Genomic DNA, 23245 nt, shown 5'->3' with positions numbered 1-23245 from the left:
GTATTAGAATATATGATTCTCCTGTTATAAGATAGTAACGGTGAATAAATATTTACTACAATATTATTATGGGTGTCATTATCATTTTAGGAGGTTTCAAATGGATATCGCAAAAATCTTATTGCTTGCGCTGGGTATTATGACTGTTGTTTATATGGTTTATCTTGTGCGAGACGTGGTAACACACAAAGAAGAACATCTGCCAATGAAAACAATCCCTGTTCTTCTGATCGGGCTTCTTGCCAACTTTTTTGATACACTTGGCATCGGAAGCTTTGCAACATCAACAACAGCATTTAAATTTACAAAGTCTTGTGAAGACGATCTCATTCCGGGGACAATGAACGTCTCATATGCTGTTCCGATTGCTGTAGAAGCATTTGTTTTTATCCATAGAGTGGAGATTGATCCGCTTACGTTAGTTCTTATGATTGTTGCATCTATTGTTGGGGCAGTAGTTGGAGCATCTGTTATTTCAAAATGGGATATTAACAAAGTGCGAGTTGCACTTGGATTTGCCATGATTGCACTTGGAATTATTATGATCTTCAAATTAATTGAATTTGGTCCATTTGGAATTGTTGGAACAGCGAACATTCTCAGAGGTCCGAAGCTTGTGATAGGAGTTGTTGTCAATTTTGTTCTCGGCGCTCTTATGATGGTTGGTGTCGGTTTGTATGCACCATGTATGGCATTATGTCTTCTGTTGGGATTAAGCGCGGATATGGCATTCCCGATTATGATGGGATCTTGTGCATTTCTCATGCCGCCGGGAAGTATTCCGTTCATTCGTGCAGGAAAATATCACAGACGAGCAGCATTGCCGCTTATTATTTCGGGTGTAATTGGTGTTTTAATTGCATGTTTTGTCATTACATCTTTGCCTTTAACTGTTCTGACATGGATAGTGGTAATTGTAATGTTTATATGTTCCGGCATCTTTTTCCATGATGCAAAAAAAGAGTAGATCATAAAAGTACAGAACAAACGTTCATTTTGTTCTGTACTTTTTTTTATTCTGATGCTATACTGTACAAAGAACGGTCGCGGAAATCTGTGACCTTCGTTACATACCGTGATGCCTTGTATTTCAAGCGCGTTTGCAACGAGCCAAGGGCAAGTTTACTTGACTTTGGTGACTGCCGCGGCGACAAATCCCCTCAATGATTCCATACAGTGTGATTGTGTATTTGGGGATTTGTCATGGTGTTGCGGCGTTTTGAAAAAGTGAATTTGTGACTTCCATTCGTGTAATTGAAAAAGTTCGCCTATAGACCAACGAAAAGAATGATAATTACACGAATTTTTTTCAGAATTACACGAATTTGATGGCTTATAGTAGTCGAAGTAACTTCGTGAAAAGGAGGTTTTTACCATGCCAGTAGAAAGAGGATATTCGCAATCCGCTGCCAGTAGTCAGCTACTTGTTCATAAAAGCAGCCCGCAAGGCGGACATGCTTTTAAATTACATGCCCCATATCAGCCTACAGGAGATCAGCCACAGGCAATTGCGGAACTGGTCAAAGGATTTAAAGAAGGCAATCAATGCCAGACTTTACTAGGGGTTACGGGTTCCGGTAAGACGTTTACCATGGCAAATGTGATCCAGCAGCTGCAGAAGCCGACGCTGGTCATTGCCCATAATAAAACATTAGCTGCTCAGCTTTATGGAGAATTCAAGGAGATGTTCCCTGAGAACGCAGTGGAGTATTTTGTGTCCTACTATGATTACTACCAGCCGGAGGCTTATGTCCCCTCTTCTGACACCTACATCGCCAAGGATTCATCCATCAACGATGAGATTGACAAGCTGCGCCATTCTGCTACGGCTGCATTATCTGAGCGGCGGGATGTGATCATCGTTGCCAGTGTGTCCTGTATCTATGGTCTGGGTTCACCGATTGATTATCAGGAGATGGTCATCTCTCTGCGTCCCGGGATGGAGAAAGACAGAGACGATGTGATCCGTAAGCTCATTGACATTCAGTATGACCGCAATGAGATGGATTTTAAACGTGGTACATTCCGGGTACATGGAGATGTGCTGGAGATATTTCCGGCAGGTTCTGAAGAATATGCGATCCGGGTGGAATTTTTCGGTGACGAAGTAGACAGAATAACAGAAGTGGATGTACTGACGGGAGAAGTAAAGAATGAACTGAGTCATATTGCAATATTTCCGGCATCCCATTATGTAGTATCGAAAGAGAATATGGAGCGTGCAATCCGTGAAATCGAAGTAGAACTGGAAGAGCAGATCCGTTTTTTCAAAAATGAAGGAAAGCTTCTGGAAGCGCAGAGAATCTCGGAGCGAACAAATTTTGATATTGAGATGCTCCGGGAAACGGGATTCTGTTCCGGAATTGAGAATTATTCCAGACACCTTACCGGTCTCGCACAGGGACAGCCGCCGCATACACTGATTGATTATTTCCCGGATGATTTTATTATGATGATTGATGAGTCACATAAGACGGTGCCACAGATTGGCGGAATGTATCACGGGGATCAATCCAGGAAGAAGACGTTGGTGGAGTATGGATTCCGCCTGCCTTCGGCGCTTGATAACCGTCCGCTCAGTTTTGAGGAATTTGAAAGTAAGATCGATCAGGTGATGTTCGTATCTGCGACTCCGGGACCATATGAAGAGCAGCATGAGCTGCTTCGTGCAGAACAGGTGATCCGTCCTACGGGTCTTCTGGATCCGGAGGTGGAAGTGCGTCCGGTAGAAGGTCAGATTGATGATCTGGTGGGCGAGGTGAATAAAGAGATTGCGAAGAAGAATAAGATACTGATCACGACCCTTACCAAGCGTATGGCAGAGGATCTGACTGATTACATGAGAGAACTTGGAATTCGTGTGCGGTATCTGCATTCGGATATTGATACTCTGGAACGGACCGAGATTGTACGGGATATGCGTCTGGATGTATTCGATGTTCTGGTTGGAATCAATCTGCTGAGGGAGGGGCTTGATATTCCGGAGATTACGCTGGTTGCGATTCTGGATGCGGATAAGGAAGGTTTCTTACGTTCAGAAACATCGCTGATCCAGACGATCGGACGTGCTGCGCGTAATTCGGAAGGTCATGTGATCATGTATGCAGATAAGATCACTGACTCCATGCGGATTGCAATTGATGAGACCGAACGGCGAAGAAAAGTGCAGATGGCATATAATGAGGAACATGGAATTACACCGCAGACGATTCAAAAGGGTGTTCGTGATCTGATTGCTGTATCTAAAAAAGTGGCGGCAGAAGAGATGCGCCTGGAGAAGGATCCGGAATCCATGAGCGAAAAAGAACTGGAGAAACTGATCAGAGAACTGGAAAAACAGATGAAGAAGGCTGCTGCGGAGTTGAATTTTGAAGCTGCTGCAGAGTTAAGAGACAAGCTGATCGAGCTGAAACGATTATTAAAAGAGTAAAAAACGATAAGGTGTCAGAATGTATCATTTGGAAAAATATATACAGGTACATCTGATACATTTGAGACAGAAATGAGAGGAACATACAGAGATATGGAAGAACAGAAAAGCAGTAAACAGTATATTAAGATCAGAGGTGCCAATGAGCATAATCTGAAGAATATAGATCTGGACATCCCGAGAGATTCGCTGGTGGTACTTACCGGACTCAGTGGTTCCGGAAAATCATCTCTTGCATTTGATACCATCTATGCGGAGGGACAGAGAAGATATATGGAATCACTGTCTTCTTATGCAAGGCAGTTTCTTGGGCAGATGGAAAAACCAGACGTGGAAAGTATCGAAGGATTGTCCCCGGCAATTTCCATTGATCAGAAATCCACAAACCGTAATCCGAGATCTACCGTTGGAACCGTGACGGAGATCTATGATTATTTTCGACTGCTGTTCGCCAGAGTTGGTATTCCGCATTGTCCGAAATGTGGAAAAGAGATCAAAAAACAGACGGTTGATCAGATGGTTGACCAGATCATGGAGCTGCCGGAGAGGACAAAGATTCAGTTGCTGGCTCCGGTTGTACGTGGAAGAAAAGGAACACATGAGAAGCTTTTGGAAAGAGCGAAAAAAAGCGGGTATGTACGTGTACGTATCGATGGAAGTCTGTATGAATTGTCAGAAGAGATAAGTCTGGATAAAAATATCAAGCATAACATTGAAATCATTGTAGACCGTCTGGTTGTAAAGGAAGGGATTGAGCAGCGACTGACAGATTCGATTGAAAATGTACTGGCTCTTGCAGAGGGACTGATGATCGTCGATGTGATTGATGGGGAATCCATTCATTTCAGTCAGAGTTTTTCCTGTCCGGATTGTGGAATCAGTATTGAAGAGATTGAACCGAGAAGTTTTTCGTTCAACAATCCTTTTGGGGCCTGCCCGGAATGTTTTGGGCTTGGATATAAGATGGAATTTGACGAAGATCTGATGATACCGGATAAGAGCTTAAGCATCAGTGAAGGGGCAATTGCGGTCATGGGCTGGCAGTCCTGTACAGATAAAAAGAGTTTCACATATGCGATTCTGGACGCTCTCAGTAAAGAGTATCAGTTTTCACTGGACACTCCATTTGGAAAATATCCAAAAAAGATTCATGATGTCCTGATACAAGGTACGAACGGAAAAGAAGTAAAGGTGCATTATAAGGGGCAGCGCGGTGAAGGTGTGTATGATGTCGCATTTGAGGGCCTGATCAGAAATGTGGAACGCCGTTACAGAGAAACTTCTTCCGAAGCAGTCAAAGCTGAATATGAAGAGTTTATGCAGATTACACCATGTCATGCATGCGGAGGACAACGACTGAAACCGGCAGCGCTTGCTGTTACCGTTGGCGGAAAGAATATCGCAGAGTTGACAGACATGTCGATTGAACGTCTGCAGAGATTCCTGGACAAATTAAAGCTGAATAAACATCAGATGATGATAGGTGGACAGATTCTGAAGGAAATTAATTCCCGAATCCAGTTTCTGATGGATGTAGGTCTGAATTATCTGACGCTCGGACGTGCGACGGGTAGCCTGTCAGGCGGAGAGGCACAGAGAATTCGTCTTGCTACGCAGATCGGTTCCGGACTGGTAGGGGTTGCATATATTCTGGATGAGCCGAGTATCGGTCTTCATCAGAGAGATAATGATAAGCTTCTGGGTACGTTAAAACACCTGCGAGACCTCGGAAATTCAGTCATTGTTGTGGAACATGATGAGGACACGATGCGGGCTGCTGATTATATTGTGGATATCGGACCGGGAGCGGGTGAACATGGCGGAGAGGTTATTGCGACGGGTACGGCAGAAGATATTATGGCGAATGAAACTTCCATAACCGGAGCTTATCTGAGCGGAAGAATCCGAATTCCGATTCCGGATGAGCGCAAGAAGCCAACCGGATGGGTGAAAGTGATCGGAGCAAGGGAAAATAATCTGAAAAATATAGATGTAAAGTTTCCTCTTGGAGTTATGACCTGCGTGACAGGGGTATCCGGTTCCGGAAAGAGCTCTCTGGTCAATGAGGTGTTGTATAAAAGACTGGCCAGAGATCTGAACCGTGCGAGATGTATTCCGGGAAAACACAAAGAGATACGTGGAATTGATCAGCTGGATAAGGTGATCAATATCGATCAGTCCCCGATCGGAAGAACGCCGAGATCCAATCCTGCGACTTATACCGGAGTCTTTGATCTGATTCGTGACTTGTTTGCGGCAACGCCGGATGCAAAGGCGCGCGGCTACAAGAAAGGGCGGTTCAGCTTCAATGTAAAGGGCGGACGATGTGAGGCCTGCAGCGGAGATGGAATTCTGAAGATCGAGATGCACTTTCTGCCGGATGTATATGTGCCATGCGAGGTATGTAAAGGAAAGCGTTATAACAGAGAGACGCTGGAAGTAAAATATAAAGGAAAGAGCATCTATGATGTACTGAATATGACGGTGGAAGAGGCTTTGCATTTCTTTGAAAATGTGCCGAGTATCCGAAGAAAGATGGAGACGTTATATGATGTGGGATTGTCATATATCCGGCTGGGACAGCCATCTACCACTTTGTCCGGCGGAGAGGCGCAGCGAATCAAGCTGGCAACAGAGCTGAGTAAGAGAAGTACGGGAAAGACGATCTATATTCTGGATGAACCGACGACGGGACTTCATTTTGCCGATGTGCATAAGCTGACGGAGATTCTTCATCGTCTGTCAGAAGACGGCAATACAGTAATTGTGATCGAACATAATCTGGATGTGATCAAAACGGCAGATTATATTATTGATATTGGTCCGGAAGGTGGAGATAAGGGCGGCACTGTCATTGCCCAGGGAACACCGGAAGAAGTAGCCAAGAGTCCGGTTTCCTACACAGGGAAATACATTGCTTCCATGCTTCAAAGACAGGAATAGGAGTCGGAATTCTGTTATCGTCATTTTGTTACAGGGATGCAAAGATTTCGTCATATTGTAATATTTCTTTTAGAAAGCTTCATAAAGATTTAAGCAAAATAGGGCTTTTTATTTTAAAGGAATTTGATTATAATGGAACGTGCATTCAGGAAGATGCATTGTGATTAACAATACGAAAGATAGGATATAGATAGCAAAATGAAGGGAGAATAAGCATGTCAGTTGATATTGGAATTGATTTGGGAACGGCCAGTGTTCTGGTATATGTGAAGGGCAAAGGCGTAATATTAAAAGAACCATCAGTGGTGGCGTACGACAGAGACACCAATGCAATTAAGGCGATTGGTGAAGAAGCAAGGCTTATGCTTGGAAGAACGCCGGGGAATATCGTGGCAGTCAGACCTTTAAGACAGGGGGTAATTTCGGACTATACAGTCACAGAGAAGATGATAAAATATTTTGTTCAGAAAGTGTTGGGAAAACGTACATTCAAAAAACCAAGGATCAGTATCTGTGTTCCGAGCGGAGTAACAGAAGTGGAACGTAAAGCAGTGGAGGAAGCGACTTACGCTGCAGGTGCCAGAGAAGTGAATCTGATCGAGGAGCCGGTTGCAGCGGCCATCGGTGCGGGAATTGATATATCAAGACCGTGTGGCAATATGATTGTCGATATCGGAGGAGGTACCTCTGATATTGCGGTGATCTCTCTTGGAGGTACAGTTGTCAATACTTCTCTTAAGCTGGCAGGAGACGATTTTGATGAAGCGATCGTGCGATATATGCGAAAGAAACATAATCTTCTGATAGGAGAAAGAACAGCGGAAGATATTAAGATCAAGATTGGTACGACGTATCCGCTGATTGAGGAAGAAGCGATGGAGGTCCGTGGACGGAATCTGGTTACAGGTCTTCCGAAGACCGTGACTGTTACGTCTTCCGAGACGGAAGAGGCACTGCGTGAGACGACCGGACAGATCGTGGAAGCAGTAATCAGTGTGCTGGAACGTACACCGCCGGAGCTTTCTGCCGATATTCTGGATCGCGGGATCGTACTGACCGGAGGCGGTTCCATGCTTCGTGGAATGGAAGAACTGATTGAAGAAAAGACCGGTATCAATACCATGACGGCAGACGATCCGATGAAGGTGGTTGCGATTGGTACCGGAGAGTATGTAGAATTTATGGGTGGGCGTAAAGATTTTTAATGGACAGTATAAAAGGATATGTCGAGCACATTGTATATCGGAATGAAGATAACGGATATACAGTTTTTCATCTGGAAAATGATGATGGAGAGATGACCTGTGTCGGAAATTTTCACTATATTGAAGAAGGAGAACTTCTGAAACTGGACGGTGAGTATACGACACATAAGATGTATGGCCTGCAGTTTGCGGTGGAATCTTCAGAAGTGTGTGAGCCGGAGGATCTGGTTTCTATTGAAAGGTATCTGGGATCCGGTGCAATCAAAGGGGTCGGAACTGCACTTGCAGGAAGAATTGTCAGAAAGTTTAAAGAAGATACTTTCCGGATCATAGAGGAAGAGCCGGAAAGACTGGCAGAGATCAAGGGCATCAGTGAGCGTAAGGCCCGGGAGATTGCTGCTCAGGCAGAAGAAAAAAAGGATATGCGTCAGGCTATGATATATCTGCAGAAATACGGAATATCAACGACTCTGGCAGCAAAAATATACCAGCATTATGGGAGAAATGTTTATCGTGTGATAGAAGAGAATCCATATCAGCTGGCTGACCATGTATCAGGAGTTGGATTTAAGACCGCTGATGAGATTGCGTCAAAAGTTGGAATTCATACGGATTCTGATTATCGCATTCGCAGCGGTATTTTCTATACACTCATGCAGAGTGTGAATGAAGGGCATATATATCTTCGTCAGAACGTACTTCTTTATCGTGCAGGAGAATTGTTGGGAGTAGAGATCCCCAATATGGAAAAATATCTGATGGATCTTGCAATGGAAAAAAAGATTGTTATGAAACAGGCGGAAGATGGCAACAGGATCTATGCTTCCCGTTATTATTACATGGAGCTGAATGTAGCCAGAATGCTTCATGACCTGAATGTTTCCTGTGATGTGGCAGAGGATCATATGAATCGAAGGATTCAGGCAATCGAAGACAATACGGGATTGCATCTGGATGAGATCCAGAGGAAGGCAGTTGTGGAGGCGGCTCGCAGGGGAATTATGGTATTGACAGGAGGACCGGGAACAGGAAAGACAACAACGATCAATGCGATGATTCATTTCTTTGAAAGCGAGGGTATGGATATCTATCTTGCAGCGCCTACCGGGAGGGCAGCAAAACGTATGACAGAGGCAACCGGTTGTGAGGCTCAGACGATACACCGTCTTCTGGAGGTCAGCGGTAATCCGGAAGATGAGAATATCGGAGGGTTTCAGAGGAATGTCGAGAATCCGCTGGAAGCAGATGTCGTTATCATAGATGAGATGTCAATGGTCGATCTTCCGTTAATGTATGCACTGCTGGGAGCAATCATGCCGGGGACAAGACTGATTCTGGTGGGAGACCGAAACCAGCTTCCGAGTGTAGGACCGGGAAGTGTATTAAAAGATATCATTGATTCAGAATGTTTCCCGGTCGTGATGCTGACAAAGATCTTCCGGCAGGCAGGAAAAAGTGACATTGTTCTAAATGCTCACAAAATTAATCGGGGAGAAGAGGTGGTTCTGGATAATAAGAGCAGAGACTTTTTCTTCCTGAAAAGGCAGGATCCAAACATGATCATCAGTAATGTGATCACACTGATCCAGAAGAAACTTCCCAAATATGTAGATGCGAGGCCTTATGATATCCAGGTACTGACACCAATGAGAAAGGGCGTTCTTGGAGTAGAACGGCTGAATCGTATCCTTCAGGAGTATCTGAATCCGCCGGAAACAGGCAAAAAAGAAAAAGAATATTCGGAACGGATCTTCCGAGAGGGAGATAAAGTCATGCAGATCAAGAACAATTATCAGCTGGAATGGGAAATCTCAACCCGATATGGAATGACCATAGACAAGGGACTGGGAGTTTTTAACGGCGACATGGGAATTGTTCGTGAGATCAATACATATGAGGAAACGGTAACAGTTGAATATGATGAGAAAAAAAAGGTAAAGTATCCGTATCATCTTTTGGATGAACTGGAACTTGCCTACGCTGTTACCATACATAAATCTCAGGGGAGTGAGTATCCTGCGGTTGTGATTCCGCTTCTGCAGGGACCCAGACAGCTGTATCACAGAAATCTGCTGTATACGGCTGTGACAAGGGCAAGAAAATGTGTGACACTGGTGGGAAGTGATACGGTGTTTCAGGATATGATTCACAATACCAACGAGCAGAATCGCAATACAAGTCTTGCCGAGCGAATCCGGGAAATTGGGTGAAAACATTTTTTATAAAAACAGCAGCATTACTGTGGCCGGAAGTATGCCCGTTCTGTCAGAAAGTATGCAGAACAGGGATCTGTGCTTCCTGCCGCAGAATGATCGAAAAATTAAGAGTTCGTGAACCCAGGTGTATGCAATGTGGTAAACCGCTGCGGCATATGGAGCAGGAATACTGCCATGACTGTATGCATACACATCACTATTACGAAAGAGGGATCAGTCTGTGGATACACAGACCACCGATCAATACGTCTATCTATCAATTCAAGTATCACAATCAGAGAAGATATGGAACTCATTATGCAGAAGAAATTGTTAAAATTTATGGAAAAACGATTCTGAGATGGGATCCGGATCTGCTCATTCCGATTCCGTTGCATCCCAAAAGAAAAAGAAAGCGGGGCTATAATCAGGCAGAAATTCTGGCAAGAGAATTAGGCAAAAGACTCAGCCTGAATGTTGATTCGATAAGCCTGATCAGAAAATTGAATACAGATCCACAAAAAAAGCTGGGGCATGCTGAAAGGAAAAACAATCTGAAGAAGGCTTTTTTTCTGAAGAAAGAACTGATCGGGGTGAAAAATGTTGTCCTGATAGATGATATCTATACGACAGGAAACACGATCGATGCGGCAGCGAAAGTCCTGAAAGAAGGTGGGGTTGAAAAAGTCTATTTTTTAACTATAAGTATTGGACAAGGATACTGATATTTGTTATACTGAAAATAGTGTTTGTATGTGAGTTTTGAGACCTCGAGGTGAATATATGTTAGATGAAGAAAGAGTAAAGCTTATGACCCGGCTTGCACTTTATGAACAGACGAAAGGGCAGGAAGATTTTAAAATCAGCGCGTATTACCGCAAAGATTATGCAAGCCTCCATGTGATATGCTCACTGATCAGTGTGACGATTGGATATGCATGCGTTGCTGCACTTGTGCTGCTTGCAGTATTTGATACGTTGATGGCAAAGATGTCAAATGGATTGATTCTCTTTTTACTGTTGGTTGTATTTATTGGATATGTGGTTATTATGTGTATTTATGCAGGATTATCCAGTTTTATTTTTAACAGGAAGCACAAAAAAGCAAGACAGAGAGTGAAGAAATATAATCATAATCTGATTAAATTACTTAAGATGTATGAAAAGGAGAATGAATAGATGAATACGATGTATGTGATTCGTGGAAAGCTGCAGGAATTCTATGCGGAAAAATCAATGATAGTCAATAAATTGTTGCAATTTGTTCTGGCGCTGGTAACCTTTACGGTAATCAGTCATAATGTCGGATATATGAAGGCTGCGGCAACTCCGGTTGTGTCACTGGCACTGGCAATTGTATGTACCTGCCTGCCTCTGTTTATGACGGTTGTCATGGCTACGGTTTTGATACTGGTTCATATGTATTCTGTTTCTCTGGGGATTCTGGCAGTCACAGCTGTGCTTTTCCTGGTAATGTATATTTTTTATCTGCGCCTGACTCCTAAGATGGCACTGCTTGTATTACTGACTCCGCTGGCGTGTGCGCTTAAGATCCCCTGTGTGATTCCAATCGCGGCAGGACTGGTTGCGACTCCGGTCAGCCTGATCGCAGCATTTTGTGGTACGATTGTGTTTTATATGATGGAATATGTAAAAGCAATAGCCGGATCTACCGAAGGAAGTGGAAGTAAGGCACTGCTTTCTCAGACATCGGCATATGTAAAGCAGGTATTCATGAATAAGGATATGTGGGTTATGATATTTGCATTTACGGTGTGCTTCTTTTTGGTATATGCACTGCACAGAATGGCAGTAGATCATGCATGGAAAATTGCGATCACTGCGGGTGCAGTTGCCAATGTGATTGTGATTGCTGTGGGAAGTGTTACTCTTGGGTTCCAAGTATCTTATCCTTCCCTGATTATCGGAAGCGTGCTGGCTGTTCTGGCAGGAATGGTTCTTGAATTTTTCTTTTTCTCTGTGGATTATGCGAGAAGTGAAAATCTTCAGTTCGAGGATGATGAATACTTTTATTATGTTAAGGCAATTCCTAAGGTATCTGTAACAACGCCGGAAAAGACCGTGAAGAGAATCAATGAACGGCAGGAAACAGAGATTATTGATACAGAAGAAGTCAGAAGAATGGCAAAAGGAACTTCTGAAAAAAAAGTTCAGCCTGAGAAAAAGAAGAGTGTTCGTGTAAGTAAAGCGAATCCGGGGAATAAGCGTCCTCCCAAAAAAGGACCGGTTGCGAAAAAGCATGATATGAAAGAAGTAGATAAGATGCTTCTTACACAGAGTCTCAGAAGAGACCTGGACGGAAAAGAATAATATTTTTTGATCATAATGTGTGTATGTCTGAACACATAAAGGAGGTGAGAGACAGAATGATGATATCTGAATTTACAGAAAAATATAACTTATATTTCCCTGATATAAAATTGACGGATATTATTGAAGTTCTGATTCTTACATTTCTTATCTATCAGGTGATGGTATGGATTAAGAATACGAAAGCATGGATGCTCTTAAAAGGAATCATTGTTTTGGCGGTGTTTATTCTGATCGCAGCTGTCTTAAACATGCATACAATATTGTATCTGGCAAAGAATTCAGTTACGGTTATGGCCACGGCGGCAATTGTAGTGTTTCAGCCGGAACTGCGAAGAGCACTGGAAAAGCTTGGAGAAAAGCAGTTTCTGCCTTCGGTTGTTCCGTTTGAAACGAGCAGAGAAGCACGTTTCAGTGAAGAGACAAGAGAAGAGATGATCCGGGCTGCTTTCGCGATGGGCAAGGTGAAAACGGGTGCATTGATTGTGGTAGAGCAGGCAATTCGCCTTACGGAATATGAAAGTACCGGAATCAAGATGGACTGTCTGGTGTCCAGTCAGGTACTGATTAATATATTTGAACATAATACTCCTTTGCATGATGGGGCTATTATTGTACGGGGAGACCGCATTGTATCTGCAACCTGTTACCTTCCACTGTCTGATAATATGGGAATCAGTAAGGATCTGGGAACCAGACATCGTGCTGCAGTAGGCATGAGTGAAGTAAGTGATGCGCTGATTATCGTAGTGTCAGAAGAGACGGGTGCGGTTTCTGTGGCACAGGGAGGAAGGCTGGCTCGTAATGTTACAGAAGAAGAACTCAGAGAAAGATTGTCTGACATTCAGCATAAAAAGAAAGAAACAGGCCGAATAGCAGCATTATGGAAAGGAAGGCGTAAGAATGAGAAGAAAACTGACAAATAATCTCAGCCTTAAAATACTGGCCTTTCTGATCGCGTCCTGTATGTGGCTTTTGGTGGTTAATATTGACGATCCGGTAACAGAGGAAACGTATTCCGGAATACCGGTCGAAGTGATTCATGAAGAAGTTGTGAAGGAGCAGAACAGCACATACCAGATTGTAGATGATACGAATGAGATAAGTGTGACAGTTACTGCCAAACGATCCGTACTGGACAAGATCAGGTCAGAAGATATCAAGGCGGTTGCAGACATGAGAGAGCTGACGCTTCGCACACAGGTGCCGATAGAAGTAACGGTTGAAGGCTACCGGTATGACAAGGCAGTTGCAAAGCCGAGAAATCTTCAGGTACAGATAGACGAGGAAGCAAAGAATAATTTCCCGATCACGCCTACAACAATCGGAACTGTAAGAGAAGGATATGTGATTGCGGAAATGAATGCAGTTCCTCAGAAGGTGACTCTGCGTGGTCCGAAGACGGTGATCGACAGTATCAGTAAGGTCATTGCGGAAGTAGATGTATCCGGACTGTCGGAAGACACGACACTGGAAGCAAAGCTTGTGCTGTATGATGCGAATAACAATGTGATTGATCAGACGCTGCTGGCGAACAATCTTGGGAAAGAGGGCGTGAGTGTAGCCGTTGAACTGTTCCAGATCAAGAATGTGCCGATCCGGCTGGATACTTCGAAGATAAGAGCGGCGGACGGATATAAGATAAGCAGTGTAGAAGTGGAGCCTCAGGAAGTGAGTGTGACCGGAGACAAGGATACACTGAAGAAACTGCTGGAGATTGATATACCTGCTGAAGAGTTGGAGATATCTGATCTGACGCAAAAGTCGGCAAAGACGATAGATATATTGCCGTATCTGCCGGAAGGCGTCATGCTGGCAGAGTCGAATGCGAACAATGTTGTGGTGTCGATTACGGTAGAACAACCCGGAGCCAAGATGTATGAAGTGTCGACCGAATCAATTGTGGTGAATAATCTGGCGTCCGGCCTGGAGTTAAGCTTTGGAAACACGGTGGATCTGGAGATACAGATTAAGGGACCGAGTGAAAAGCTGGAAGTATTTTCTATTGCAAAAAAAGTCAGCATTGATCTGAAAAAATATACGACTCCTGGAACTTACACTGTTCCGGTGGCTGTGGAGCTCCCAAGTGGATGCTCTCTGGTTAATGATGTAAGTGTCGAAATCGTATTGGAAAAAAAGAAAGAAGAATAACACGGAGGGAAATATGGTTAGTCAGAAAGTTACAATTACCAATCCTACTGGTCTGCATTTGAGACCTGCAGGAATATTCTGCAATACAGCCAGCAGATATGACTGCAGAGTGACATTTAAGTACGGTAACATGACAGCAAATGCAAAAAGTGTTCTGAGTGTTCTCGGAGCGTGCATTAAAAAAGGCGATGAAATCGAACTTGAATGTGAAGGAAAGGGTGAAGAAGAAGCATTAGCTGCTATGGTAAAAGCCGTAGAAGATGGGCTTGGGGAATAGGTAACAAAAGAAAGAGCCGGGAATGGAGCAGACATTCCCGGCTCTTTTTTTAGTAAAGTACTTGCATTATCCTGAGAAAAGAGTTACAATACCGTTGTTCACGAAAATAAAAAAGGAGAAAAACATGAACATTCAAGAATATGATATCATGAACGCTTTGACTGAAAAGAGGTTTCACTCACAAAGAGAACTCTCAGCTTATACGGGATATTCTGTTGGAAAAGTAAACAGTGCATTAAAAAAACTGATCAATAGTGCGTATATAGATGAAGATATGAACCTTTCTCAGAAAGCGCTATGTGAAATACAGAAGAAAAAACCCAAAAATGCTGTGATTCTTGCTGCAGGATACGGTATGCGAATGGTTCCGATCAATGTGGAGATGCCGAAGGGTCTGTTGGAAGTTCACGGAGAGTCGTTGATCGAACGTCTGATTCTGCAATTACATGAGGCAGAAATATATGATATTGATATCATCGTCGGATTCATGAAGGAACAGTATGAATATCTGATCGATAAGTTTGGAGTGAATCTGGTGTTCAATGCAGATTACTCAAGGAAAAATAATCTGCATTCTCTGAACAGAGTGGTAGAGAAGATTGGTAATACCTATATCATACCATGCGATATCTGGTGCAGAAATAATCCGTTTTCCAAAAAAGAGTGGTATTCCTGGTATATGGTGACGGATGCGTTTTCTGAAGAAAGCTCTGTCAGGATCAATCGAAAAAAAGAATTAGTAAGTGTGAAACGAAATGAAGATGGCAATGCCATGGTCGGAATTGCATATATGCTTGAGAGTGACGCTGAAAAATTAAAGAAAAACATTCGGGAATACTCCGCAAAACGGGAATATAATCAGGCATTCTGGGAACAGGCACTTCAGGAAGGGGATCGGTATCTTGTCGGACCAAAAGAGGTGAGTGCAGAGGATGTGTTTGAAATTAATACATATGAACAGCTAAGAGAGCTGGATGACAACTCCAATCAGCTGCAGTCAGATGTGATTGCATTGATCGCGGAAGTACTGAACTGTAATGCAGCTGAGATTGTTGAGATTCGGTCTCTGAAGAAAGGAATGACGAATCGCTCGTTTCAGTTCCGGTGCAGAGACAAAAAGTATATTATGCGGATACCCGGGGAAGGCACAGATCAGATGATCAATCGCAGACAGGAGTACGAAGTATATGAGCAGTTAAAAGGTACGGAACTTACGGATCCTGTGATCTATATTTCATCGGAAAACGGGTATAAGATTACAGAGTTTGTTGAAAATGCAAGAAACTGTGACAGTGACAATCCGGAAGATGTAAAGATATGTATGGATCTTTTGCGGGAATTCCATAACATGAATCTGAAGGTCGGACATACCTTTGATATATTTGAACAGATGGAATATTATGAAAAATTAAGGGGAGCGGAACCTTCAGCATATAGGGATTATCAGAATACAAAAACAAAAATGTATGAATTAAAGCAATATATTGATACACAGCCAAAACAGATATCTTTGACTCATATAGATGCTAACTGTGATAATTTTCTTCTGACGAAGGAGAAAATATACCTGATCGACTGGGAATACGCAGGAATGCAGGATGTTCATGTTGATATAGCCATGTTTGCAATCTATTCCATGTATGACAGAGACAAGGTCGATGAGCTGATCGATCTGTATTTTCAGGGACAGGTGGATCAGAAGATCCGGATTAAAATCTATTGCTACATTGCAGTGTGCGGTTTCCTCTGGAGCAACTGGTGTGAGTATAAAAGAGTGTGTGGTGTGGAATTCGGAGAGTATTCACTAAGACAATATCGATATGCGAAAGAATATTATCACATTGTAAAAGAAGAACTGGAGAAAGGAGCAATTGATGATACAGATAGATAATGCAGTCATCATGGCTGCCGGAATGTCGACAAGGCTGGCTCCATTGTCGTATGAAAAACCAAAAGCACTGCTTACGATCCATGGAGAGGTTCTGATTGAACGACAGATCAGACAGCTTCAGGAAGCAGGAATCGAAGACATTACAATAATCGTCGGATATCACAGAGAGCAGTTTGAATATCTGAAAGAAAAATGCAAAGTTACATTAATTGAAAACCCATACTATCTGGAAAAAAATAATCATTCCAGTCTGTATGTGGCAAAAGAAAAGCTGAAGAATACTTATATATCCTGCAGTGATTATTATTTTCGTGAGAACCCATTTTGCAGGGAAGAAGAACGGCCATATTATACGACCATGTACAAGCAGGGAAAAACGGATGAATGGTGTGTCTTTTCGGATTCAGAAGGGAAGATTACAGAGGTTGTGATCGGAGGCAAGGATGCCTGGGTCATGCAGGGTATTGTATTATTTGATGAAAGATTTTCAGGACAGCTGATTCCGCTTCTGGAGAAAGCGTTTGAAGATCCAAAGGCAGCAGATACCTACTGGGAAGATCTTTATCTGGAACATATACAGGAAATGGTACTGTATGAGAGGCGGGAAGATGATGGAAATGTGCTGGAATTTGACAGTTTTGAAGAATTAAGAGAGCAGGTGCCCGAGTACCTGACGTCATCAGGATGTCATATCATGGAGACGATCGCAGAACGGTTGAAATGTGAAGAAAAGGATCTTTATGGATTTGCACCGGTAAAAAAAGGAAATCAGGCAGCGGGGGTTTGCTTCAGATACCGGAATGATTCCTACACATATGATTATGGAACTGGAAAACTGCGTGTAATGGAGGAAAAATAATATGTCACAAAAAAATAACAAAAAATTAATAGAGCGTCTGGATCTGTCGACCATGATCGTTCCGCTGATCGTGATCATAGCACTGTGTGTGGTATTTATGATCTGTCCGGAACAGTCAAAAAATGTTCTGGGCAATATAAGAAATTTTCTGGGGGATGATATTGGAATCTATTATGTATTGCTTGGCTGTGGGGCAGTGATCTGTTCGCTTTATATGGCATTTTCACGATATGGAAAGATTCGCCTTGGAGATCAGGACAAGCCGGAGTACAGTACGTTTAAATGGGGAACCATGATATTTACTTCAACAATGGCGGCAGATATCCTGTTTTATTCTCTGTGTGAATGGGCCTTGTATGGCAATGATCCCCACATCGTTGCGATGGGGGGTATGCAGAAATGGGCACCTACCTACACGTTGTTTCACTGGGGACCGATTGCGTGGAGTTTTTATATTATTCTTGCGGTTGCCTTTGGATTTATGATTCATGTCAGAGGCAGAGAGAAACAGAAGTTCTCAGAAGCATGCAGACCTCTGCTTGGAGATAAAGTAGACGGAATCATAGGACGAATCATTGATCTGCTTGCGGTCATAGCTTTGCTTGCAGGAACAGCTACAACGTTTTCGCTGGCAACTCCACTGCTTTCTGCGGCACTCAGCCATGTGTTCGGACTGACGCCTGGAATTACGCTTACAATTATTATTCTGCTGATGATCGCATTCGTATATACACTGACGGTATGGTTTGGCATGAAGGGGGTATCCAGACTTGCAAGCATCTGTGCGTATCTGTTCTTTGTTCTGCTTGCCTATGTATTGATTGGAGGCGGAGAATGCAGATACATTCTGGAAACAGGGGTATCCTCGATTGGAAATCTGGTACAGAATTTTGTTGGGATGGCAACCTGGATGGATCCCGCCAGAGAAACTTTCTTTGTGCAGAACTGGAGTATTTTCTATTGGGCCTACTGGATGGCATGGTGTGTGGCAACGCCTTTTTTTATCGGAATTATCAGTAAGGGAAGAACCATCAGAAATACGGTGATGGGAGCATATGGATGTGGTCTTGCCGGAACATTTATGTCATTTATCGTGCTGGGGAATTATGGATTGTCGCAGCAGATGAAAGGTGTAATAGATGTTGTCGGTGAACTGGAAAACGGAACGGATATTCCGGCTGTGATCATAGAGATTCTGAATACCCTGCCGTGTGCAAAGCTGGTGCTGGTAATCCTGGTAGTTACGATGATTGCATTTTATTCGACGACGTTTGATGCATTGACAATGGTTGTTTCCTCCTATTCCTACAAGTTTTTAAAAGCAGATGAAGAACCGGATAAAAAGATCCGTACATTCTGGGCTGTGCTGTTTATCCTGTTTCCGATCGCACTGATCTTCTCTGAAAATTCGATGAACAGTCTGCAGTCGGTGGCGATCATTGCGGCATTCCCGATTGGGATCATTGTTATGATTATTGTAGCAAGCTTTTTTAAAGATGCAGGAAAATATCTGAACGAGCATCAATAAGTAGGAAGCTCTGTCAATGAAAATGCGGTTTCCAGAGGAGTGTTCCTTTGGAAACCGCATTTTTATGATGTCATTATATGACGTTGTTCATCCTTATGATTGTTTCTGTAATTAGTTGGCATATCCAAGCCATACACCGTTAGAATCAAAGACGCAGATGCGTCCGTCGATCAGAAGAGAGCCGGTTACCATGAAACCGTTGTTGTTTGGATCGAAATAATACCATTTGTAATTGATCTTCTTCCAGCCGAATACCAGATTACCATTCGGGACATCCAGATAAACATATTTTGTACCTGTACTCGTTTCTATCTTTCCCCAGCCGGTTACCATGGCGCCGGTTTCTGTAAAGTAATAGTACTTTTCGTTAATCGTCAACCATCCATTGCATGCCATGGCATTGAGAGCGTCCGGATTCAGATAATACCATTTTCCACCGGATTTGAGCCATCCGGAGTGCTCGGCACCGTCACTGTCATAATAGAAGTAAGCTTTATAATAAGATGAGTAGTACCACCCAACGGTCATGGAACCATCTTTATTAAAGTGATATGTCTTTCCGCCGAGATTACGCCATCCTTCTTTCTGCATCAGGTTGGCATATACCGCGTTACTGTTCGGAATCATATAGTACCACTTTCCGCCGGATTTTATCCAGCCGGTGCATTCATAACCATTGCTGTTGTAGTAGCGCCACCCTTCTGAGAATTGATACCAGCCGATGACCATGGACCCGTCTGAACGGAAGCAATAGATCTTGCCGCTGATCTCGTAACGTCCATTTGCAATCATTGCATAGCCATATCCTGTATTCGGATCCAGATAGTACCATTTTCCACCGTCATTGAGCCATCCCCGGTGTTGTGCTCCGTTGCTGTCAAAGTAGTACCACAGACCTTCGAATTTGAACCAGCCGGTCACCATATATCCTCTGGAGTCAAAGGCATAAGTAACACCATCAATGGTATAGATGTTATTGCACAGATATCCGCCGCCAATGATTTCGAACCAGTATCCATTGCTGTTGTGACGCCAGTATCCGCTTCCGGAATCAAAGAGTACCGGAGCTTCGGATTCTTCCGTAACAGAACCGCTCTCAGATTCCGGAACGGAGATATCTTTATTATCTGCAGCATTCGCTTCTTCTGTTGGTGAAGAGGCTTTATCTTCCGGGAATTCCTGAATTACCTCTGTATCAGAAACGTCCGCCTCATCTGTAATATCCGTATCCGGTTGTTCCTGACTGTCATCTTCTGAAACAGACACTTCTGCCTGTACATTCGCATCTTCAGCTGTATCTGCATCTGCATCTGCGGCAAGTGCTGTGAGAGGAGCCGCACAGGTTAATGTCAGAGCCAGAAATAATGACAGTAATTGTTTTTGATAGTTTTTCATATCATTACCTCCTCATAATGTAAAAGATAGTATTATTATACAAAAGAAATATTGTAATGACAATTAAAATATCAGAAAAAAGGAAGGAATAATCCGAAATCCCTTTTAATACAGCAGAAGGGAAAAGTATTGTATAAATATTTAATAAATGGTATGATTTGTATAATTGATAGTGCAGATTATTTGTAATAGTTAGGAGGAATGGGAATGATAAAAAGAAAAAAGCTGGTTGCACTTTTCAGCATTATGGCATTATCGGTAAGTTCCGTAACGCCTGCATTGGCACAGGACAGCGTGTCTGATGATGCAGTACAGGAAGAAGTGGTTCAGGAGGAGACTGTAACAGAAGATGTTCAGGAGACTGTAACAGAAGAAGTGGAACTGTCTGAAGAAGCGACAGCGGAGGAAGAGGAGACCAAAGCGGAACAGACGATAGAAGAGACAGAATCTGAGGATCCGGCGGTTGTATCAGACGGAGGAACTGACGTGGGGATTCCGGAGACGGGCTGGTATGAAGAAGACGGATACCGGTATTATTACGTGGACGGCGTAATGCTGGAAGACACCATGTACCAGATTGAAGGAGACTGGTATTACTTCTGGTCTGACGGAACGTTGATGGTGAACGGGGATGTTTATTACTGGAATGAAGATACAGAAAAAGGCGGATATATCAGATCAGCTGAAGATGGAATCTTGATTACCGGCTGGTATTATGATGAATATGAGGAGGAATATCAATATTACGGAGAAGATTTCTTCCGGTATGAAAGTGAAGTGCTTGAAGAAGACGGCAATTCCTATTATTTTAATACCAATGGATATCTGGTCAGAAACGGCAATGTGATGATTGGTGACGTACTCTATTATGCAGATGAGGATGGGGTACTGGCGGTTGTTGACGATGCAGATCTGAACGGCTGGCAGATGATCAACGGCGCATGGTATTATTATGAAGATGGTTCATATGTCTGTGATGAGACAAAAACGATTGACGGTAAGGACTATTATTTTGGCTGGAATGGTGAGCTGCAGATCGGTGTGATCAGGATCAGTGGGGAAAGACCATACCTTACTGACAGTAACGGCGCAATCATCAAGCATGCAAAAGGCTGGTATCAGTCACCGGAAACGAAGGACTGGTATTATTTCTTTGAGGACAATCGGATTGCCAGCAGCGAGACCGTGGCTGATAAAGGAAAACAGTATTATTTTGACTGGCAGGGCATCATGCAGACCGGTTCTTTTGTAGTATCGATCTGGAACGAAGAAGAGGAAGATTATGATGATGTATGGCTTCTTGCAGACTCGGACGGAGTGATTATTCAGAAGACCGGATGGGTGCAGACCGGTGGTGAATGGTATTATATCGGGGAAGACGGTAATCTGTATACAGATGGTCTATATGAGATTGGCGGCAAGAAATACCTCTTTAACTATGCTGGTGTCATGGACCAGGGCATGTGCTGGTATGACGGAGAAGTGTATATGACAGATGCCAAAGGTGCGCTTGTAATGAATGATTGGGTGCGCTTTGGACTTAGCTGGTATCGTACAGATGAACAGGGAAGAAGACTGACCGAACAGTGGGTAGACAATCATAAATACTATGTTGACTGGGATGGCGAGATGGTGACCGGTGTATATGAGATTGAAGGAGAGTCCTATCTCTTTTCTGATAACGGAGCACTGGTTAAGAAGCTTGGAGCAAAAGCAGGCTGGGAGCTCGCAGACGGAACATGGTATTACCGGACGGAGGATGGAGAACCGTACAGTGGATGGCTGCAGGACAGATATTATATTATGAATGGTGCTATGGCGACGAATATGATTGTCGATTCTGATGACGGATGTTATTATGTCGGATATGACGGTGAGATCATGAAGGGTTGGATCAAGAATCCATATGGTGAATGGTTTTATGCAGATCCTGCCACCGGAAAACTCATCGCGGATGAGGGATGGAAGACGATTAATGGAAAATGGTATTATTTCACGGATTATTATACACTTGCAACCTATCCGATCGTTGATGAAGGAAAATTATATGATATTGATTCTTCCGGATATTATCTCGGTGAGATCAAGGGGAAAAAGGCATGGAAGAAAACCCGTACGGGAGACTGGTATTACTTTAATGAAGACGGAACTTTGAATCAGGAAGCAAAGCTGGAGATTAACAATGTCACCTATTATTTCGATGGGAATGGGGTGATGGTTTCCGATATGTTCTGGTATGACGAAGATACAGGAGAAGAATACTATATCAATGCTTCCGGAGTAAGAACAGATCTGAAGAACGGCTGGCAGAAAATTGATGGTTCCTGGTACTATTATAAAAACGGAGAGCAGCAGACCGGACTTCAGACGATTGACGGAAAGCAGTATTATCTGGATCCGGAGATGAAGACAGGTTATGTCTGGGTATCAGAACTGAGTGGCCATAGATTCTTCAGAAGTGACGGTGTCATGACAGAGGTAAAGACAGGATGGTATTCTGTGAAGGATGATTATGGAACAGTCTGGTACTATTTTGAAAACGGAAATCCGGCAGAAGGACTGAAAACGATAGGAGGCAAAGCATATTACTTTAACAATGGATGTATGTGGACAGGTATGCTCTATACAGGAATTGAATTCTATCTGTTTGATGGCAGCGGCGCAATGGTAAAAGGCGGATGGGCAAAAGTAGATGGATACTGGTATTATGCATCTTCCAGCGGACGCCTGTATACCGGTGAAAGAACCATTAATGGAAAGAAATACTGGTTCACAGGAAGTGGAATATGGGTTAAATAATACATAAAACAGAATATGCTGCGAGAATAAAGAATGGAACAGGGTGTTGCTTTATAACCGGAAAGGTTGTGAAGCAACACCTTTTCAACATTTTTATTTCAGTAGCGGGTGACAATCCCCTTCTGTAATGTGAAGCCTCCGGCGGATCACAGGCGTGGCCAGTGGAAGAATACTTTGCATTCAACTACGCCGCGGCAAGAACTCCAGAGGCGTTCTTGAATGGATGGAAAAAGATGATATA

The 23245-nt window shown here is 43.2% G+C and carries 16 protein-coding genes; 15 read left to right on the top strand and 1 reads right to left on the bottom strand.

Annotation, left to right across the window (positions count from 1 at the left end):
- The first annotated feature begins 100 nt into the window (after positions 1 to 100).
- The 14 genes from JQM82_RS00675 (at position 101) to JQM82_RS00610 (ending at position 18810) form a co-directional block, all read left to right on the top strand.
- Positions 101 to 967, top strand: coding sequence for a sulfite exporter TauE/SafE family protein (locus tag JQM82_RS00675; protein WP_235247921.1), 867 nt, complete (start codon positions 101 to 103; stop codon positions 965 to 967).
- Positions 968 to 1375: 408 nt separating this feature from the next.
- The gene (gene uvrB, locus JQM82_RS00670; protein WP_235247920.1) at positions 1376 to 3430 is read left to right on the top strand and encodes an excinuclease ABC subunit UvrB; all 2055 of its coding nucleotides are present in this window, start codon (positions 1376 to 1378) and stop codon (positions 3428 to 3430) included.
- Between the two features lie 93 nt (positions 3431 to 3523).
- Positions 3524 to 6373 (top strand): excinuclease ABC subunit UvrA, encoded by a 2850-nt coding sequence (gene uvrA / locus JQM82_RS00665; RefSeq protein WP_235247918.1) that lies wholly within the window; start codon positions 3524 to 3526, stop codon positions 6371 to 6373.
- A 215-nt stretch (positions 6374 to 6588) separates the two neighbouring features.
- The gene (locus JQM82_RS00660) at positions 6589 to 7578 is read left to right on the top strand and encodes a rod shape-determining protein (protein WP_235247916.1); all 990 of its coding nucleotides are present in this window, start codon (positions 6589 to 6591) and stop codon (positions 7576 to 7578) included.
- Positions 7578 to 9788 (top strand): ATP-dependent RecD-like DNA helicase, encoded by a 2211-nt coding sequence (locus JQM82_RS00655; protein ID WP_235247915.1) that lies wholly within the window; start codon positions 7578 to 7580, stop codon positions 9786 to 9788. The genes JQM82_RS00660 and JQM82_RS00655 overlap by 1 nt, the downstream gene beginning before the upstream one ends.
- Positions 9785 to 10498 (top strand): double zinc ribbon domain-containing protein, encoded by a 714-nt coding sequence (locus JQM82_RS00650; RefSeq protein ID WP_235247914.1) that lies wholly within the window; start codon positions 9785 to 9787, stop codon positions 10496 to 10498. Before JQM82_RS00655 ends, JQM82_RS00650 begins: the two co-directional genes overlap by 4 nt.
- 58 nt (positions 10499 to 10556) lie before the next feature.
- On the top strand, positions 10557 to 10952 hold the full coding sequence (locus JQM82_RS00645; RefSeq protein WP_235247913.1) for a hypothetical protein: 396 nt from the start codon (positions 10557 to 10559) through the stop codon (positions 10950 to 10952).
- Complete coding sequence (locus tag JQM82_RS00640; protein ID WP_235247912.1) at positions 10953 to 12104, top strand: hypothetical protein; 1152 nt, start codon at positions 10953 to 10955, stop codon at positions 12102 to 12104.
- A gap of 56 nt (positions 12105 to 12160) precedes the next feature.
- Positions 12161 to 13030 carry a diadenylate cyclase CdaA gene (gene cdaA, locus JQM82_RS00635; RefSeq protein ID WP_235247911.1) on the top strand — a complete coding sequence of 290 codons (870 nt, stop codon included), beginning with the start codon at positions 12161 to 12163 and terminating at the stop codon, positions 13028 to 13030.
- Positions 13008 to 14255 carry a YbbR-like domain-containing protein gene (locus JQM82_RS00630; protein WP_235247910.1) on the top strand — a complete coding sequence of 416 codons (1248 nt, stop codon included), beginning with the start codon at positions 13008 to 13010 and terminating at the stop codon, positions 14253 to 14255. The genes cdaA and JQM82_RS00630 overlap by 23 nt, the downstream gene beginning before the upstream one ends.
- A 13-nt stretch (positions 14256 to 14268) precedes the next feature.
- Positions 14269 to 14532: an HPr family phosphocarrier protein gene (locus JQM82_RS00625; RefSeq protein WP_235247909.1), complete on the top strand. Its 264-nt coding sequence runs from the start codon at positions 14269 to 14271 to the stop codon at positions 14530 to 14532.
- Positions 14533 to 14656: 124 nt separating this feature from the next.
- Entirely contained in the window at positions 14657 to 16423 is a 1767-nt protein-coding gene (locus JQM82_RS00620) for a phosphotransferase (protein ID WP_235247908.1), read from the top strand.
- Entirely contained in the window at positions 16407 to 17282 is an 876-nt protein-coding gene (locus JQM82_RS00615) for an NTP transferase domain-containing protein (protein WP_235247907.1), read from the top strand. Before JQM82_RS00620 ends, JQM82_RS00615 begins: the two co-directional genes overlap by 17 nt.
- Before the next feature lies 1 nt (position 17283).
- Positions 17284 to 18810, top strand: a complete 1527-nt coding sequence (locus JQM82_RS00610; RefSeq protein WP_235247906.1) for a BCCT family transporter — start codon at positions 17284 to 17286, stop codon at positions 18808 to 18810.
- A 111-nt stretch (positions 18811 to 18921) separates the two neighbouring features.
- Here the strand turns inward: JQM82_RS00610 and JQM82_RS00605 are convergent, their stop codons facing one another.
- Complete coding sequence (locus tag JQM82_RS00605; protein ID WP_235247905.1) at positions 18922 to 20205, bottom strand: hypothetical protein; 1284 nt, start codon at positions 20203 to 20205, stop codon at positions 18922 to 18924.
- 207 nt (positions 20206 to 20412) lie between these two features.
- On the opposite strand from JQM82_RS00605, the gene JQM82_RS00600 reads away from it, so the two are divergent.
- Complete coding sequence (locus tag JQM82_RS00600; protein WP_235247904.1) at positions 20413 to 23004, top strand: hypothetical protein; 2592 nt, start codon at positions 20413 to 20415, stop codon at positions 23002 to 23004.
- The last annotated feature ends 241 nt before the right edge of the window (positions 23005 to 23245 follow it).

This window comes from Faecalicatena contorta (assembly GCF_021531995.1).
Lineage (GTDB): Bacteria > Bacillota > Clostridia > Lachnospirales > Lachnospiraceae > Dorea_A > Dorea_A contorta_A.
This window is presented reverse-complemented; position numbering and strand designations above follow the sequence as displayed.